Source organism: Streptomyces sp. ActVer (genome assembly GCF_027270795.1).
In the GTDB taxonomy this organism is placed as follows: Bacteria; Actinomycetota; Actinomycetes; order Streptomycetales; family Streptomycetaceae; genus Streptomyces; species Streptomyces umbrinus_A.
Genome location: NZ_JAPWHT010000038.1, coordinates 1 through 14,938 on the forward strand (window position 1 = coordinate 1; position 14,938 = coordinate 14,938).

Annotated in this window: 12 protein-coding genes and 1 pseudogene; 7 read left to right on the top strand and 6 right to left on the bottom strand. The window is 70.5% G+C overall.

Annotation, left to right across the window (positions count from 1 at the left end; genetic code table 11):
- Nucleotides 1–31: 31 nt before the first annotated feature.
- Entirely contained in the window at nt 32–619 is a 588-nt protein-coding gene (locus O3Q52_RS09130) for a hypothetical protein (RefSeq protein WP_269648311.1), read from the bottom strand.
- A 224-nt stretch (nt 620–843) separates the two neighbouring features.
- Between O3Q52_RS09130 and O3Q52_RS09135 the strand changes: the two genes are divergently transcribed.
- Both O3Q52_RS09135 and O3Q52_RS09140 read left to right on the top strand, forming a co-directional pair.
- A complete protein-coding gene (locus O3Q52_RS09135) occupies nt 844–1,545 on the top strand; it encodes a response regulator transcription factor (protein ID WP_269648312.1) in 702 nt (233 codons plus the stop codon).
- A gap of 136 nt (nt 1,546–1,681) precedes the next feature.
- Complete coding sequence (locus O3Q52_RS09140; RefSeq protein ID WP_269648313.1) at nt 1,682–2,677, top strand: nitroreductase family protein; 996 nt, start codon at nt 1,682–1,684, stop codon at nt 2,675–2,677.
- Here O3Q52_RS09140 and O3Q52_RS09145 read toward each other — a convergent pair.
- The gene (locus O3Q52_RS09145; RefSeq protein ID WP_269648314.1) at nt 2,663–4,396 is read right to left on the bottom strand and encodes a GAF domain-containing protein; all 1,734 of its coding nucleotides are present in this window, start codon (nt 4,394–4,396) and stop codon (nt 2,663–2,665) included. The two genes, O3Q52_RS09140 and O3Q52_RS09145, sit on opposite strands and share 15 nt — an antisense overlap.
- A gap of 496 nt (nt 4,397–4,892) precedes the next feature.
- On the opposite strand from O3Q52_RS09145, the gene O3Q52_RS09150 reads away from it, so the two are divergent.
- Genes O3Q52_RS09150 through O3Q52_RS09160 form a run of 3 tightly spaced genes read left to right on the top strand, consistent with a single transcriptional unit; the run spans nt 4,893 to nt 9,012 of the window.
- The gene (locus O3Q52_RS09150; protein ID WP_269648316.1) at nt 4,893–7,703 is read left to right on the top strand and encodes a cation-transporting P-type ATPase; all 2,811 of its coding nucleotides are present in this window, start codon (nt 4,893–4,895) and stop codon (nt 7,701–7,703) included.
- Nucleotides 7,700–8,359 carry a TrkA family potassium uptake protein gene (locus O3Q52_RS09155; protein ID WP_269648317.1) on the top strand — a complete coding sequence of 220 codons (660 nt, stop codon included), beginning with the start codon at nt 7,700–7,702 and terminating at the stop codon, nt 8,357–8,359. The genes O3Q52_RS09150 and O3Q52_RS09155 overlap by 4 nt, the downstream gene beginning before the upstream one ends.
- On the top strand, nt 8,356–9,012 hold the full coding sequence (locus O3Q52_RS09160) for a TrkA family potassium uptake protein (protein WP_269648319.1): 657 nt from the start codon (nt 8,356–8,358) through the stop codon (nt 9,010–9,012). Before O3Q52_RS09155 ends, O3Q52_RS09160 begins: the two co-directional genes overlap by 4 nt.
- A gap of 503 nt (nt 9,013–9,515) precedes the next feature.
- Here O3Q52_RS09160 and O3Q52_RS09165 read toward each other — a convergent pair.
- The 3 genes and pseudogenes from O3Q52_RS09165 to O3Q52_RS09170 all read right to left on the bottom strand — a co-directional run.
- A complete protein-coding gene (locus O3Q52_RS09165) occupies nt 9,516–11,915 on the bottom strand; it encodes a glycoside hydrolase family 65 protein (RefSeq protein WP_269648320.1) in 2,400 nt (799 codons plus the stop codon).
- 75 nt (nt 11,916–11,990) lie between these two features.
- Nucleotides 11,991–12,086 (bottom strand): universal stress protein, encoded by a 96-nt coding sequence (locus O3Q52_RS54125; RefSeq protein ID WP_332112891.1) that lies wholly within the window; start codon nt 12,084–12,086, stop codon nt 11,991–11,993.
- Between the two features lies 1 nt (nt 12,087).
- A pseudogene (locus tag O3Q52_RS09170) lies at nt 12,088–12,384 on the bottom strand (universal stress protein); the annotation flags it as partial.
- A gap of 351 nt (nt 12,385–12,735) precedes the next feature.
- Here O3Q52_RS09170 and O3Q52_RS09175 point away from each other — a divergent pair.
- Nucleotides 12,736–13,137, top strand: a complete 402-nt coding sequence (locus O3Q52_RS09175) for a Crp/Fnr family transcriptional regulator (RefSeq protein ID WP_269648343.1) — start codon at nt 12,736–12,738, stop codon at nt 13,135–13,137.
- Between the two features lie 24 nt (nt 13,138–13,161).
- A complete protein-coding gene (locus O3Q52_RS09180; protein WP_269648321.1) occupies nt 13,162–13,839 on the top strand; it encodes a CBS domain-containing protein in 678 nt (225 codons plus the stop codon).
- Nucleotides 13,840–13,959: 120 nt separating this feature from the next.
- Here O3Q52_RS09180 and O3Q52_RS09185 read toward each other — a convergent pair whose 3' ends face one another.
- Entirely contained in the window at nt 13,960–14,889 is a 930-nt protein-coding gene (locus O3Q52_RS09185; RefSeq protein ID WP_269648322.1) for a pyridoxamine 5'-phosphate oxidase family protein, read from the bottom strand.
- Between the last annotated feature and the right edge of the window lie 49 nt (nt 14,890–14,938).

A 14,938-nucleotide genomic window follows, 5' to 3' on the forward strand; every position in this document is an offset into this window, starting at 1 on the left:
GCGGGAACTCGGCGACCGCGTCGCCGGCTGCTCAGCCGGCCTTGCGCCGCCACTGCGGCCCCACCAGATCCCACTCCTCGCCCCACCGCTCGGTGGCCCGACGCTCGACGCGCAGGCGCACCGTGAGCCCGCCCACGAGGATCACGAGGCATCCGGCCATGGCGACCCCCGTGCCGGCCAGCGCCACGCGTGCCGTCGCCTCCGCAGGGCTGACGGGTTCGGACACCACACGTCCTTGTCCGTCGGTCCACACCGTCACCTCGGTGTCCGCCTTGGTACCTGGCTTCACGCCTGCCTTGGCCGTGTGGGTGACTCCGTTGCCGTCGGTCCAGCGCACCTTCGCCTGCACGTGGTCGTACCTGATTCCGGTAGCCACATCACGCACACCGGCCGGCGCGGTCTCCAGCAGTACGGCGGCGACCGGTTGCCGACCCGCTCGTTGCCGCTCGACCGCGCTCTCCATGACCTGCGCGCCGACGACGCCGACAGCGGCGCCGCCGGCCAGCGCGGTCACCCAGGTGGCCAGCACGACCCATGCCTCCACGGCATCGCTGTGGCGTCGCAGGGGGCTGTTCCGCCACCGCCACCCACGGACCTTCGTGCGCTTGACCTTCCGCATCGGTCACACCCCCTCATGGGCACAACAAGCACGAGTTATGCAAGGACGGTGTCACCGCGTGATCGCCGCCGGGAGGGGCCGCTGGTCCGCGGCAGGGGGACCGGTCGGGGCGCATTGTGGGGAGGAGTGGGGCCGGTCGGCCCTAGTGCATCCGGTCCCGGCGAGTGATGATCGTTCCCACGGACAGCCGCAGTCCATCAGTCACCGGGAAACAGGGGGTCGTCATGACCGAGCCACGCACCTTCACGGAGCAGGACCCGATCCGTGTCTTCCTGCTGGACGACCACGAGGTCGTACGACGTGGCCTCTCCGACCTCCTGGACGCCGAACCGGACATCTCGGTGGTCGGCGACGCCGAGAACGTCGAGCATGCACTCGTCCGTGGCCCGGCCCTCCGACCCGACGTGGCCGTCCTGGACGTACGCCTGCCCGACGGCGACGGGATCACCGTCTGCCGCGAGCTGCGCAGCCAGATGCCGGAGCTGGCCGTGCTGATGCTGACGTCGTTCGACGACGAGGACGCCCTGCTCGACGCGATCATGGCCGGGGCGTCGGGCTATGTACTCAAGCAGATCAAGGGCACCGACCTGATCTCGGCCGTACGCACCGTCGCCTCGGGCCAGTCCATGCTCGACCCCGCGACGACCGCCCGGCTCATGCACTCACTGCGGGCGGACCCCGCCGAGACCCCGGCCATGGCCCCCGAACTGGCCAGCCTGTCGCCGCGCGAGCGGGACATCCTCGCGCTCATCGGTGACGGGCTCACCAACCGCGAGATCGGCAAGAAGCTCTACCTCTCGGAGAAGACCGTCAAGAACCACATCTCCCGACTGCTGGCCAAACTGGGCGTCCAGCGCCGAGTACAGGCCGCGGTCCTCGCCTCCCATCTCGAACAGCCCGAGTCCGGTGAGCGTCCCGCGAGGTGACCGGACATCCGGGCCGTCCGGCGCCGCGGTGAGGGCCGTACGGCCCCTCCTGCCGCCTCTTCCGGTAACCGCACGCTGGGAACGGTTACCGAGAAGCCCCGCCGACCCGTCGGCCCGGGGCGGTGAGGAGTTCTCCATGAGGTCTGCGACACTCGACGGTCCAACCCTGGAGACGCTCGTCTCCGCCGCTGTGGCCGCCCCCTCGATCCACAACACCCAGCCCTGGCGCTTCCGCCTCGACCCGGACACCCTCACGCTGGAGATCCGCGCCGCCGCGGACCGCGGCCTGCGCCACATCGACCCGACCGGACGTGCCCTGCACCTCTCCGTCGGATGCGCGCTCCTCAATCTGCGGGTGGCGGTGGCGCACTTCGGCTGGGAACCGGTGACCCGCCTGCTGCCCAGGCCCGACGAGCCGGACCTGCTCGCCACCGTACGACTCGGCGGCCCCGCCAGGACCTCCTCGCCCCCGCGTCTGTACGACGCCCTGTGGCGCCGGCACAGCAGCCGCTTCCCCTTCTCTCAGCGGCCGCTGCCCACCGCCGTACTCACCGAACTCGCCGAGGCCGCTCACACCGAGGGCTCACTGCTGAGCCGTCTTTCGCCAGGCGAAACCGACCGTCTGCTGTACATCACCAGGGTGGCGGAGCACCGCAACACGGTCGACGCCGACCGGGCTGCGGAAAGCCGCCGTTGGGTACACGAACCGAACCACGAAGCCCTTGGGATGCCGCCCGAGACACTGGGACCGCAGGACTTCCGGGAACAGATCCCGATGCGGGACTTCGGGGCCCACCGGCACCCGGCCGGGCTGGCCGCCCGTCCCTTCGAGAAACGGCCGACGATCGCCGTACTGTCCACCGCACACGACCGGCGGACCGACTGGCTGCGCGCCGGCCAGGCACTCGAACGCGTCCTGCTCGTAGCCACCGCCTACGGCATAAGGGCGTCACTGCTGCACCAGGCCCTGGAATGGCCCGACCTGCGCGAAGAGCTCGTACCACTGCCGAGCGACCGGCGCGACAACGCGCAGATGGTGATCCGCCTGGGGTACGGCCCGCAGGGGCCCTCCTCGCCGCGTCGAGCAGCTCGGCAGACACTCGTCGACGGCGCTCCCTCAGTCCCCGGCTGAGCCCGTCGGTACGCGCCACACCAACTGGGTGCCACCGCCGTCCGGCCGTTCACCGAGCGTCAGCGCACCCCCGAGCGCGCGGGCCCGTTCCTCGATGTTCTTCAGCCCACTGCGCGCGACCCCGTCCGGCACTCCGCAGCCGTCGTCCGTCACCGTCAGCGCCAACTCTCCCCCGGCGCACCGCAGATGGACGTCCACAGAACGCGCGCCCGAATGCCGGACCGCGTTGCTGAGCGCCTCGCCCAGCACGGCGAGCGCGTGGTCTGCGATGTCACCGGGGACACCGGTGTCGACAAGGCCCTCGATCCGCAGTGCGGGAGCGAAACCGAACGAGGTGGCGGAGGACTTCACCGCCTCGGACACCCGACCACGCAGACCGCTGTCCTCCTTGGCCCCTCCCCCGTGCGTACGCAGCCCGAAGATCGTAGAACGGATGATCTTGATGGTGTCGTCGAGGTCATCGACGGTCCGCGACAGCCGTTCCGTGCCCTCGGGGTGGTCCATGAACCGCTGGGCGCTCTGCAGGGTCATGCCGGCCGCGAAGAGCCGCTGGATCGCCAGGTCGTGCAGATCGCGCGCGATCCGGTCGCGGTCCTGGAGCAGCGCGATCTGCTCCGCGTCCCGGCGCCGCTCGGCCAGCTCCAGCGCCAGCGCCGCCTGGCCCGCGAAACCGAGCAACGGCCCGGTGTCGTCGTCGGGGAACGGCGTGCGGCCCGCCAGACGTCCCAGCAGCAACACTCCGCGCGCCTTCCCGCCCGCACCGAGTGGTACCGCGACCACGGGACCGAGCCCCGCCCAGTGCGACTCCCGCTCACCGGTGCGGGCGTCGTGCTCGATGTCCGCACTGACCACCGGCTCCGCCGTGGTGAGTGCAGCCGCGACGAACCCCTCCTGGGCCGGGAGGACCAGCCCGCTGCGCCGTTCCGCGTCCGCTCCGACCGCGAGCATCGGCCGCATTTCATCCGCTCCGGACACGTATTCCGCGATCATCCCGACATCGGCCGAGGCGATCTCCACGGCCTGCTCGACGATCAGCTCCAGCACCTCGGCACCGGGAGCGCCCGACAGCAGCGTGCTCGTGACCTCCCCACTCGCCCGCATCCAGCGTTCACGCAGCCGGGTCTCCTCGTACAACCGGGCGTTCTCGATCGCCACGCCGGCCGCCACGGCAAGCGTCGAGAGCACCGCCTCGTCCTCGGCGTCGAACTCCGCCGCACCGCGCTTCTCGGTGAGGTAGATGTTCCCGAACACCTTGTCGCGCACCCGGATGGGCACGCCCAGGAACGAGTGCATCGGCGGGTGGTGCTCCGGGAAGCCGTACGAGGACGGGTGCTCCGACAGCTCCGGCAGCCGCAGCGGTGCGGGATGCCGGATCAGCTCACCGAGAATGCCGTGGCCGCTGGGCAGATCACCGATCTGCGCGCGCTGTTCGTCGCGCATGCCCACCGTCAGGAACTCCGACAGCCGACTGTCGTCGCCGATCACGCCCAGCGCCCCGTACTCGGCGTCCACCAGCACCACCGCGGCCTCGACGATGCGCCGCAGTACCTGCGGCAGATCGAGCTCCCGCCCGACCGACAGCACCGCCTCCAGCAGACTGTGCACCCGGTCCTGCGTCCCACGCGCCGCGTCGATCCGCGACTGCAACTCGTCCAGCAGCTCATCGAGCCGCAACTTGGGCAGATGCTGCTCGGAACCCCCCCGCACTTCGCCGCTCATCAATTCCTCCGACCGACCCGCGCAGACAAGGTGCAACTCAACCGACAAACCTCGTTCTCACCGTACTGGCTGAGGAACCGTACCGAGGGATGTATGCGCAGACAGTTACGTCATGGCCTGAACATGAGAGGTCCGGTCATCAGGGCGTTTCGACGCGTCGAAGCGGGCTTCGGTCGCCGCACGGCAGGCCTCAAGCGCCCGGGGGCGATTCGGACGTCGGCCATGGCGGGTTCGGATCGACATCGGCCGTGATCGCGGTGGGGTCACGAGTCGCGCGACGAATGGCCCGGCCTACCTGCCCCGATCGGCCCTGGTAGCTACGGCGGGCAAGGCCAACAATGGTGGACATTGCCCACAAGAGACCGATAGCCGACGAGACGTTCCCGAGCGCTTCGGAGTTCATGATGGAAGCCTTGTTCAAGACGTTCACCGCAGCCGGACGCGGCCCGCTGGCCGGGCAGCCGGCCCGGAGGAACGCGCCCTGCGGGCGGGGATGATGAGCGTCGGCGCAAACGTCACGGGGCCCGGTGGCCGGGTCGACCCGGCCACCGGTCCTGGCGTGGCACCGGCTGTACAGGAGCTGCCTGCCGGGGACGTCTTCACCGCGTTGGACACTTCGCCACGGGGGCTGTCGGCCGCGGAGGCACGCACGCGGCTGGATCGGTACGGGGCCAACGAGCTGCCACGCTCAGGGCGGGCAAATGTGTGGAGGCAGCTGGGGGCGCAGTTCACCGACCTGTTCGCAATGGTGCTCATCGTCGCTTCGGGGATCACGTTCGTCGCGTACGAACTGGAGCAGCCCCGCGATCTGGGCACCTTGCAGCTTGCCTTCGCCATTTTGGGCGTGGTCGTCCTGAACGCCGTCATCGGTTTCGCCCAGGAGTACTCGGCGGAACGCACGGCGGAGTCGCTCCAGGCGATGGTGCCGCACACCTGCCGGGCGCTGCGCGACGGTGAGCGGCTGGAGCTTCCGGTGCGCGAGCTGGTGCCGGGGGACGTGGTGGCGGTGGAGGCCGGGGACGCGGTGTCGGCCGACTGCCGCGCCGTCGAGGCACACGAACTGTCCGTGAACAACGCTCCGCTGACCGGGGAGAGCAACGCGGTCGGCCGCACGGCCGAGCCGGTGGCGGCCGGACCGCCGCTGGAGGCCCGCAACTGCCTGTTCATGGGCACGGACGTCGTCGCCGGATCCGGCAGGGCCGTGGTCTTCGCCACCGGCGCGGGAACGGAGTTCGGGAAGATCTACCGCCTGGCCGCTGCGGCGCCGCGGCAGAAGACCCCGCTGCAGCGGCAGGTGGCGTCGATGGCCCGGCGGGTGGCGGGGGCGGCCCTGGCGATCGGCGCTCTGTTGTTCGCTGTGCGGCTGCCCACCGGCGAGCCTCTGGTGTCCCTGTTCGTGTTCGCGCTCGGGGTCATGGTCGCGCTCGTCCCGGAGGGGCTGCCCGCGACGCTCTCGGTGTCGCTGGCGATCGGCGTGCGGCGCATGGCGCGGCGGCATGCGCTGATCAAGCGGCTGCTTGCGGTGGAGGCGCTCGGCTCGACGACCGTCATCTGCACCGACAAGACCGGCACGCTCACACAGGCCGAGATGACTGTCGCCAGGGTGTGGGCCGACGGTCTGCTGCACCCCGTATCGGGTGTGGGGTATGCGCCCGTCGGCGAGGTGGACAATCCGGCTGCGGTGCGGGAGCTGCTGCGCGTGGCGGGGCTGTGCTGCAATGCCCGGCTCGTTCCGCCGACGGACCTCAAGCACTGGCGGGTGCTCGGCGACACCACCGAAGGAGCACTGCTGGTCGTGGCCGCCAAGGCCGGTGTCGACCTGGAGGCGGCGGAAGCAGCCACGCCACGTGTGACGGAGTTCCCCTTCGACTCGGACCGCAAGCTGATGACCACGGTGCACCGCAGCGGTGTGGGCCACCACGCGTATGCCAAGGGCGCACCCTCGGAGCTGTTGGCCCGCTGCACCGCGATCGAGTGGAAGGGCGAGCGCCGGCCACTGACCGAGGAGACGCGCGCAGCCGTCGCCGCCGCGAGCGACAACCTCGCGTCCCAGGGACTTCGGGTGCTGGCGGCGGCATGGCGAGAGGTGTCCGGGCCTCGCCCCGCGCAGGAGGAGGCGGAGTCCGGGCTCACACTGCTCGGCCTGGTCGGCATGCTCGACCCGCCGCGGCCCGAGGTCACCGACGCGGTCGGGGCCTGCCGTCGGGCCGGCATCCGCATCGTCATGGTCACCGGCGACCATCCGCTGACCGCGGAGGCGGTCGCCCGCAGGGTGGGAATCGTGCTCGGGCCGACTCCCCTGGTGGTGACCGGTGCCCGGCTCGACACCCTGGACGAGGACGCGCTGGACACGCTGCTGGCCGAGCCGTCGGAGCTGTTGCTGTGCCGGGTCAGCCCGGAGCACAAGATGCGTGTGGTCACCGCCTTCCAGCGGCGCGGCGAGGTGGTGGCGGTCACCGGGGACGGCGCGAACGACGCGCCGGCCCTCAAGCACGCCGACATCGGGGTGGCGATGGGGGCTTCGGGCACCGACGTCGCCCGCGAGGCGGCCTCGATGGTGCTGCTGGACGACTCCTTCGCCTCCATCGTCACGGCGGTGCGACTCGGCAGGACGGTCTACCAGAACATCCGCAAGTTCCTGGTCTACCTCTTCAGCCACAACATCGGCGAGCTGGTCCCGATCCTGGCCGCGACGTTCGCCGGTTTCCCGTTGGTGCCCATCAGCGCGATGCAGATCCTGGCGATCGACCTGGGCTCGGACGTGATGCCAGCCCTCGCGCTGGGCGCGGAGCCGCCGGAGCCGGACGTGATGGACCGGCCACCGCGCTCCCGCCGCGAGCCGCTGTTCTCGGCCGCGGTGGTGGGACGGATCCTGTTCCTCGGCGGCATCCAGGCGCTCGGCGTGTGCGCCGTGTTCTTCTGGCACATCCACGCCTCGGGCATCCCGTTCGACGACTTCACCAAGGACAACCAGGTCTACCGGGAGGCGATCACCATGGTCCAGGCCGGGATCGTGGTCAGCCAGTTCTTCAACGCCCAGGCGGTGCGCACCGACCGCGAGAGCGTCCTGAAAGCGGGACTGCTGTCCAACCCCGCACTGCTGGCCGCCGGATTCCTCGGTATCGCCTTCATGGCCGCGATCAGCTACGTCCCCGTGCTGCAGGCGGTCTTCAACACCGCGCCCCTGGCCGCCGGGGACTGGGCCCTCCTGGCCGGACTCGGGGTCCTCCCGCTGCTGGCGGACGAGGCCCGCAAGGGTTGGCTTCGTCACCACCGGGCCGATGACCGGAAAGGAGTGAACCGATGAGAGTGATCATCGTGGGCTGTGGACGAGTGGGTTCCTTGCTCGCCGCCCGGCTCGCAGCCGAGGGGCACGACGTGCACGTCGTCGACCGGCGCGCCAAGGCGGCCCGGCTACTGCCCGACACCTCACGCATCCACTTCCACGAAGGAAACGGCTACAGCCGGGCCGTGCTGGAGGCGGCCGGCATCGAGCACGCCGACGCCTTCGTGGCCGTCACTTCCGGGGACAACAGCAACATCGTCAGCGCACGGACGGCGAAGGAGACCTACCGGGTGCCGAACGTCCTCGCCCGCATCTACGACCCCCGACGCGCCGACATCTACCGCGAGCTCGGCATTCCCACCATCGCCAGCGTTCGCTGGACGGTCCACCAGATCCACCAGATGCTGCTGCACCGCCACCTCTCCCCCGAGATCAGCTTCGGCAACGGCGAGACCCTGCTCCACCGCTCCGAGCTGCCGGACTATCTGACCGGGCGGCGGCTGACCGAGTTCGATGTCGACGGCGAGATCCGCGTCGTGGAGGTCACGCGTGGCGGCCACTCTCTCGTCCCCGCCCACAGCACCACCGCACGACCGGGTGACCTGGTCACCTTCGCCGTCGCCGCCACCGCGCTGGGCAGGCTGCGCGGCTTCCTGGACAAGGAGCTGGGGACATGAACGTGCTCATCGCGGGAGCCGGACGGCTCGGCACCCAGATCGCCCAGGTACTCGCCGCCGCCCACACCGAGGTGACGCTGTTCGACGCCGACGACGACCGCATCGCCGAGCTGGAAGGCCGCCTCCCGCTCCGCCTGGTCGCCGGAGACGCCTGCGAACCCGCCCTCCTGGAACACGCGGGAGCCCTGACCGCGGACCTCGTCATCGCCACCACCGGCGACGACGAGGACAACCTCGTCATCAGCCTGCTCGCCAAACGGCAGTTCGCCGTGGACCGCGTCGCCGCCCGCGTCAACGACGCCGACAACGCCTGGCTGTTCGACCAACGCTGGGGCGTCGACGTGGCTGTCCCCGCCGCCACCCCTCTGATCTCCCTCATCGAGGAGGCCACCGGCACCACCGACACCGTCGCCCTGCTCCGGCTGAGCAAGGCGGGCCTCAGTGTCATCGAAACCGTGATCACCGCGCACTCCCGGACCGCGGGCCACGCCCTCGCCGACGTACGGCTGCCTGAAGGCACCCTCATCGCCACCATCGTCCGAGACGGACAACCGACCGTCCCCACACCGGCGTTCACACTCCGGGCCGGAGACGAACTCCTGCTGGTGTCCCATACCGCCACCGAGCAGGAGGTCCACGCGGCGTTCCAGTGACGGCCGTGGGGATCCGGGACGGAGTCCCGGCCAGGACGGGCCTGCGGGTCGGGAGCCGCCCCGCAGGGGCACGTGTCCCGAGGCCCACCGCCTCCTGACCGCGTCCTCACTCCGTTCTCGCGCCGGGCCGGCCGGTGCAGGACCGCCGCGCAGCCGCGGGATCAAGTGCCGCCGCAGCACACGGATCCGGTGGTGCTGCTCGAAGCGGTCAGGGGAATCGAGGACGTGGTCGATGTCGTCGACCACCTCGGGGTGGCTTGATCCCCCGAGTCGCTCATCCGGCACGTCGGACGAGGAAGTCCACTCGGGAGAACGGACCGTCAAGGTGGGGTGGTCGTCCTCCTCGATGGTGCAGCCGGCCGGCACCCGCACGACGGCAGAAGTTGCCCCCGGTCGCGGACGGAGCGGGCCGTTCGCCGGCGCCGAGAGGTCCGACGCGCTCGTGCTCCCGGGCCGCCGCACCCCCGCTCCGCGCAGTCGGTCATCGGCGGCCTCCCTGCCGTTCAGTCCTCCGGCAGCAGGAGGGTGCAGGTCTCTCCCGGTGCGACGGTGACGGCCCGATCGGTCAGGACCACGCGGATCGGCGATTCCTCCGAGTCAGGGACGCCGATCCGCAGCTGTCCGCTCCGCAGCCGCACGCTCACGCCCCAGTGGCCGCGGTACCGCAGCGAGAATCCGTACTCGGACAGTGCCGGAAGCGGCACCGGGTCCAGCCACAGGGCATCTTCGCGGGTCTCCAGGCCCGTCAGGCCGCGTTGCACCAGGTCCAGGGTCCCGGCCATGGCACCGAGGTGGATGCCTTCGCCGGTCGTGCCGCCCTGAAGGTCGGCGACATCCTGTTCCAGGGCTTCCTGGCAGTATGTCCACGCCTCGGCCCGTCTGACCCGTGCGAGGACCCAGGCGTGGACGAGGCCGCTGAGGGTGGAACCGTGGCTGGTGCGCTTGAGGTAGTAGTCGACGGTCCGGCGCCAGACCTCGTCGTCCAGCTCGTACCCGAGGCGGCGGAACAGGTCCCGCAGTTCAGCGGGCGAGAAGAGGTAGCCGAGCATCAGGACGTCGGCCTGCTTGGAGGCTTGGTAGCGGTTGACGGTGTCGCCCTCGGCCTCAAGGATCCGGTCCAGCCGCCGGATGCTGTCGTAGCGTGCGCGGTAGGCGTCCCAGTCCAGTTCCGCGAGTTCGGCGTAGCCGTCGAACTGGCTGATGACGCCCTGGTGGAACGGCACCAGCAAGCGCCGGGAGATGTCCTCCCACTTCGGGGGTTCGCCGTCGTCCAGCTCGATGCACTCGAACACTTCCTGCCGACGCCTTGCAGGCAGGCTCCGCACCAGGTCCAGGGCGCGGCTGAGGACCCAGGCGGCGGTGACATTGGTGTACGCGTTGTCGTCGAGGCCCGGCCGGGCGGCGTCCGGGTAGCTGTCGTGGTACTCGTCGGGCCCGACCACGCCACGGATACGGTAGCGGCCGAGCTCGGGAGCGAACTGCGCGGTGTCCGCCCAGAAGCGGGCGATCTGCAGCAGCATCTCCGCGCCCTTGGTGTGCAGGTACTCGGTGTCGCCGGTTGCCTCGCAGTGCTGCCACACGTTGTAGGCGATGGCCGAGCCGACGTGGTGCTGAAGCCGGGAGTTGTCCGGCAGCCAGCGGCCCGAACGGGGGTTGAGATGCAGCTGCTGGGTCTCCTCACGCCCGTCACTTCCGCTCTGCCACGGGTACATGGCCCCGGCCCGGCCCGCCGCGGCGGCCGCGCGGCATGCCTGCGGCAGGCGCCGGTGACGGTAGTTCAGCAGCGCCCGCGACACCTCCGGGAAGTGCAGGTTGAGATACGGCAGTACGAACAGCTCGTCCCAGAAGACGTGCCCCCGGTACGCCTCGCCGTGCAGCCCACGAGCCGGCACGCCCACGTCCAGCTCCGTGGTGTGCGGTGAGAGCGTCTGCAGCACGTGGAACAGATGCAGACGCAGGACACGGCCCGCTTCCCCGGGCACCTGGACGTCCGCACGCCGCCACAGCCGCGCCCACGCCGCGACGTGGGAGTCCAGCAGCGCCGGGAAACCGGGTGCCGCGGTCACCCGGTCGAGCGCCGCACTGAGCGGATCGCTGATCGCCAGGTCACGTGAGGTGTGCAGGGCCACGGTCTTCTCCACGCCGGCGGGCCTGCCCGGAGCGATCGGCAGCAGCAGCCGGTGCACGGCACGGCGGCGAGACGGACGAAGCTCGGATGCCGTCGGCGGCTGTCCGACGACGATCGTGCGGGCCGCCATGCCGATGCCGACGTCGGAGGTGCTGGTACGGCACCGCAGCCACGTCGTGGCGGCGCCCGCCGTCCCGGTCCGCACATGGGCGAGGTGGTTCCGGTTGAGAGACCGGTAACGGTGCACGTTGCTGTTGGCCACATCGCCGTCGAGAGCGGACTCGACCTCGATCTCTCCGGACCACTCGTCGGCGGTGAAGACGGTCCGCAGCGCGGCCAGGTGCGGATCCGTCATGTGCACCACGCGGGTCTGCTCCACGCTCAGCACACCCGCCCGGCCGTCCCGGAACCGGAACGTGCGCGTCAGCGTGGCGCGGCGCAGGTCCAGGGTGTGCCGGTGGTCGAACGGCTGCCGTGTGTCGGGAGAGAACCACGAGCCCGCCGATCCGTCGGCGAAGCGCAGGCGGAACCGCAGGGGCAGCCAGTTCGGGAGGTTCACCAGGTCCTCGTTCACCACCCGCCGTCCCGCCACGGTCGACTCCAGGCGGTTGTAGACCCCGGCCGCATAGGTGGCCGGGTAATGAACCAGGCCCGCCCTGCACTCGGGCACCGCGCCGCGGGTGGCGAAGTAGCCGTTGCCGAGCGTGCACAACGACTCGCGCAGCCGCTCGGCGGCGGGGTCGCACCCCTCGTACTCCCAGGTCCACTCCGACATCCGCCGTCTTCACCCTCTCCTTCACGGGGCCCTCTCCTCCACGAGATCCGCAGGAGCGCCGCCCCCGACCGGAGTTCAGGCTCGCAGCGGGACGACGGCCACCGGGCACTGCGCGTGGTGCAGCAGGGTGTGGGCGACCCTGCCGAGCTGCAGACCGAAGTGGCCGTGCATGGCCCGCGTGCAGCAGCACGGACACGGCGTCGTCGGGCAGCGCGTCGCTCGACACCTTCAGCTCCGGGCTGCGGAGCTGGGCGCGTTCCGCGCAGGACGCGATGATGTGCTCCGCCATGATCTCTTCGGACGGGCGGTCGGTGCCGAAGGACGGGTGGACTCCCTCGTACCGCTCCCACAGGGAGGCGTAGACGACCCGCAGCGGCAGCCCGTGGCGCGCCGCCTCGTCCGCCGCCCAGTCCACGGCCTGCAGACTGGAATCCGATCCGTCGACACCCACGGCCAGCGGGAGCTCCACCGTCCCCACCGCCTTTCTGCCCGGCCACCGCGAGAACCTCCTGTGAATACCGTCGCACCGCCCTGGGCTCACCGCGACACGCGGATCGGCTCAACGCTGCCGAGTGCCTGGGCCCGGGTTGCGCCACGCCGGTTTGCGACGATCGTGGAGTATGCGGCCAAGGGGAGAGCAGGAAGGCAGCGCCGGGTGCCATCACCCCGCCGCCATGGCTTTCGCATCGACCGCGTGCTGAGACATCCGTGACCGGACAGGAGCCCGCCTCCACTTCGACGTCACGGAGAAGGGACTGCCATCGTGGTTTCGAGGACCGGCGTTTTCGGCTCCTTGGCCAAGGAGCATCGCGAGCAGCTCATGTCCCTGGCTCGTGAGGTGTCGTTCGCGATGGGCGAGCGCATCTTCGACGAGGGAGGCAGGGCGGAGCACTTCTGGATCATCCACACGGGCACGGTCACTCTCGACCTGCATGTGCCCGGCCGGCGTGCGGCGGTCATCGAGACCCTCGGGGCCGGAAAACTGCTGGGCTGGTCCTGGCTGGTCCCTCCCCATCACTGGCATCTGGGGGCCGAGGCCAGCAGCCCGGTGCGTGCCTACGAGTTCGACGCTGCGGCGGTTCGTGAGCTGTGTGCCAAGGACGCAGGGCTGGATCACGAACTGTGCGCCTATGTCGTCGGCGTGCTCGCGCGCCGGCTCAGGTCCGCCCGGGTGCGACTGCTCGACCTGTACGCACCCTACGGCGCGGGCGAGGTGCCCTGACGAGGCGGGACGAGGTGGGTGGAAGTGCCGGAGACACCGCACATCGTGAGCGATGTGATGACCCTGACGGTCGTGGCTGTCGGACGCGACGCGCCCTTCAAGGAGATCGTCGAGACCATGGGGCAGTGGAGAGTCAGTGCCATGCCGGTCCTGGAGGGCGAAGGGCGCGTCATCGGCGTTGTCTCCGAGGCCGATCTGCTGCCCAAGGAGGAGTTCCGCGACAGCGACCCGAGCCTCTACGAACAACGCCGGCGTCTGTCCGATGTCGCCAAGGCGGGGGCGGTGACGGCGGCGGAACTCATGAGCACCCCGGCGATCACGGTCCACCCCGACGTCACCCTGGCCCAGGCGGCCAGGATCATGGCGGTCCGGCATGTCAAGCGGCTGCCCGTGGTCGACGACGTGGGCATGCTCCAGGGCATCGTCAGCCGTGCCGATCTGCTGAAGGTCTTCCTGCGGTCGGACGAGGACATCGAGGAGGAGGTCCGCCGTACCGTGGTGTCCTACCTCTTCCCGGGCCTCAGCCACGCCATCCACGTGAACGTGCACGAGGGAGTCGTCACCCTCCGCGGACACATCCGCGACACCTCGCTCATCTCGGTCGCCGTCCGCCTCGTACGTGCCGTGGAGGGCGTCGTGGACGTCGAGCCCCATCTCACCGGCGAGTCCGCCACTCCGGCCGGACCGGAGGGAGCACGGTGAAGGTCCGGCACTGCGGCCCCGCGACGAAGGCGGAAGGGAGGAGGCCGGCGTCGGCGTGAGGCACCGCGCGGCGAGCACGGCAGGTAAGCGGAAGGAGAGGAGCCGACCGGCACTCCACACTCACCGCTCGGCCGAAGTGATGCGGCGTCCCGTGATGCGCGTGGGCCGGATCGACACCCACATCTCGCGTTCTCCCCCTGACCACGGCGTGGTGTGGGCACGATCGACCAGTTTTCGCACCGACTCAGGCTCGGTGACGACTCGCGCGGGTCCGACGACGAGCACGCTCCAGCCCTGGCTCATGGCCTCGTCCACGTGGTCGACCTCGAAGGCGACTTCCGAACCGACGGCCGCCGCCGGGACGGAGTCCGGCGCAGTCCGGAACGCGATGGCATCGTCGATGACCTCGTAGTTCACCGGAACCACCGCCGGGCCGTCCGGTGTCGACACCGCGACGCGTCCCACTCCGTGAGTGGAAAGCCGGTCGCGGCATTCGTCGGGGCCCAGGTCCCGCAGCTGAGCGTGCAGGAGCGCCCGGTCCTGGCCGGGCGGCACGTCGAGGCCGCCGCCGCGCAGGGCTTCGACGCTGGTGCCCAGCGCGGCGGCCAGGTTGATGAGACTCGCCACGGTCGGATCGGCCGTCCGTTCCTCGAGGTACGCCAGGTACTCCGGAGCCATTCCGGCGCGGCGGGCCGTCTCTGCCCGGGTCAGTCCGAGGCGTGTGCGCTCGGCGGCGACGCGTCGACCGATGTCACCGGGATCGGGCGGCCTGCCGGACGGAGTCCCGCCCGGCCTGGAGTCCCCCCTCCCTCCAGGCCCTTCCACGCCCGGCCGGGAAGGCCCGGGTGCTCTCCCGGGTCCGTGCTCGAGGTGGCGGATGTGTGCGTCGGGCCCGGGAAAGACGAGGGTCACCTCGTCCGTGTCCGACCAGCGCACATCGTAGGGAGGAGTTCCGTCCGCGTGGTGGAGTCCGACAATCTCGCCGTCGCGCCTCGGAGCACCGGTGGCAGGGCTTTCGACAACGAGTTGATCGCCGAGTTGAGCTCGCATGATCGCCGCCGTTTCCGCAGAATGCTGTTGTACCCAACGTGCCACGCGC

Excerpts from the sequence above, each read along its gene's own strand:
- O3Q52_RS09140 (WP_269648313.1), top strand. The coding sequence starts at position 1,682 with ATGAGGTCTGCGACACTCGACGGTCCAACCCTGGAGACGCTCGTCTCC.
- O3Q52_RS09130 (WP_269648311.1), bottom strand. The coding sequence starts at position 619 with ATGCGGAAGGTCAAGCGCACGAAGGTCCGTGGGTGGCGGTGGCGGAAC.
- O3Q52_RS09150 (WP_269648316.1), top strand. The coding sequence starts at position 4,893 with ATGAGCGTCGGCGCAAACGTCACGGGGCCCGGTGGCCGGGTCGACCCG.
- O3Q52_RS54125 (WP_332112891.1), bottom strand. The coding sequence starts at position 12,086 with ATGCACGGCCACTTCGGTCTGCAGCTCGGCAGGGTCGCCCACACCCTG.
- O3Q52_RS09185 (WP_269648322.1), bottom strand. The coding sequence starts at position 14,889 with ATGCGAGCTCAACTCGGCGATCAACTCGTTGTCGAAAGCCCTGCCACC.
- O3Q52_RS09160 (WP_269648319.1), top strand. The coding sequence starts at position 8,356 with ATGAACGTGCTCATCGCGGGAGCCGGACGGCTCGGCACCCAGATCGCC.
- O3Q52_RS09175 (WP_269648343.1), top strand. The coding sequence starts at position 12,736 with ATGTCCCTGGCTCGTGAGGTGTCGTTCGCGATGGGCGAGCGCATCTTC.
- O3Q52_RS09145 (WP_269648314.1), bottom strand. The coding sequence starts at position 4,396 with ATGAGCGGCGAAGTGCGGGGGGGTTCCGAGCAGCATCTGCCCAAGTTG.
- O3Q52_RS09135 (WP_269648312.1), top strand. The coding sequence starts at position 844 with ATGACCGAGCCACGCACCTTCACGGAGCAGGACCCGATCCGTGTCTTC.
- O3Q52_RS09165 (WP_269648320.1), bottom strand. The coding sequence starts at position 11,915 with ATGTCGGAGTGGACCTGGGAGTACGAGGGGTGCGACCCCGCCGCCGAG.
- O3Q52_RS09155 (WP_269648317.1), top strand. The coding sequence starts at position 7,700 with ATGAGAGTGATCATCGTGGGCTGTGGACGAGTGGGTTCCTTGCTCGCC.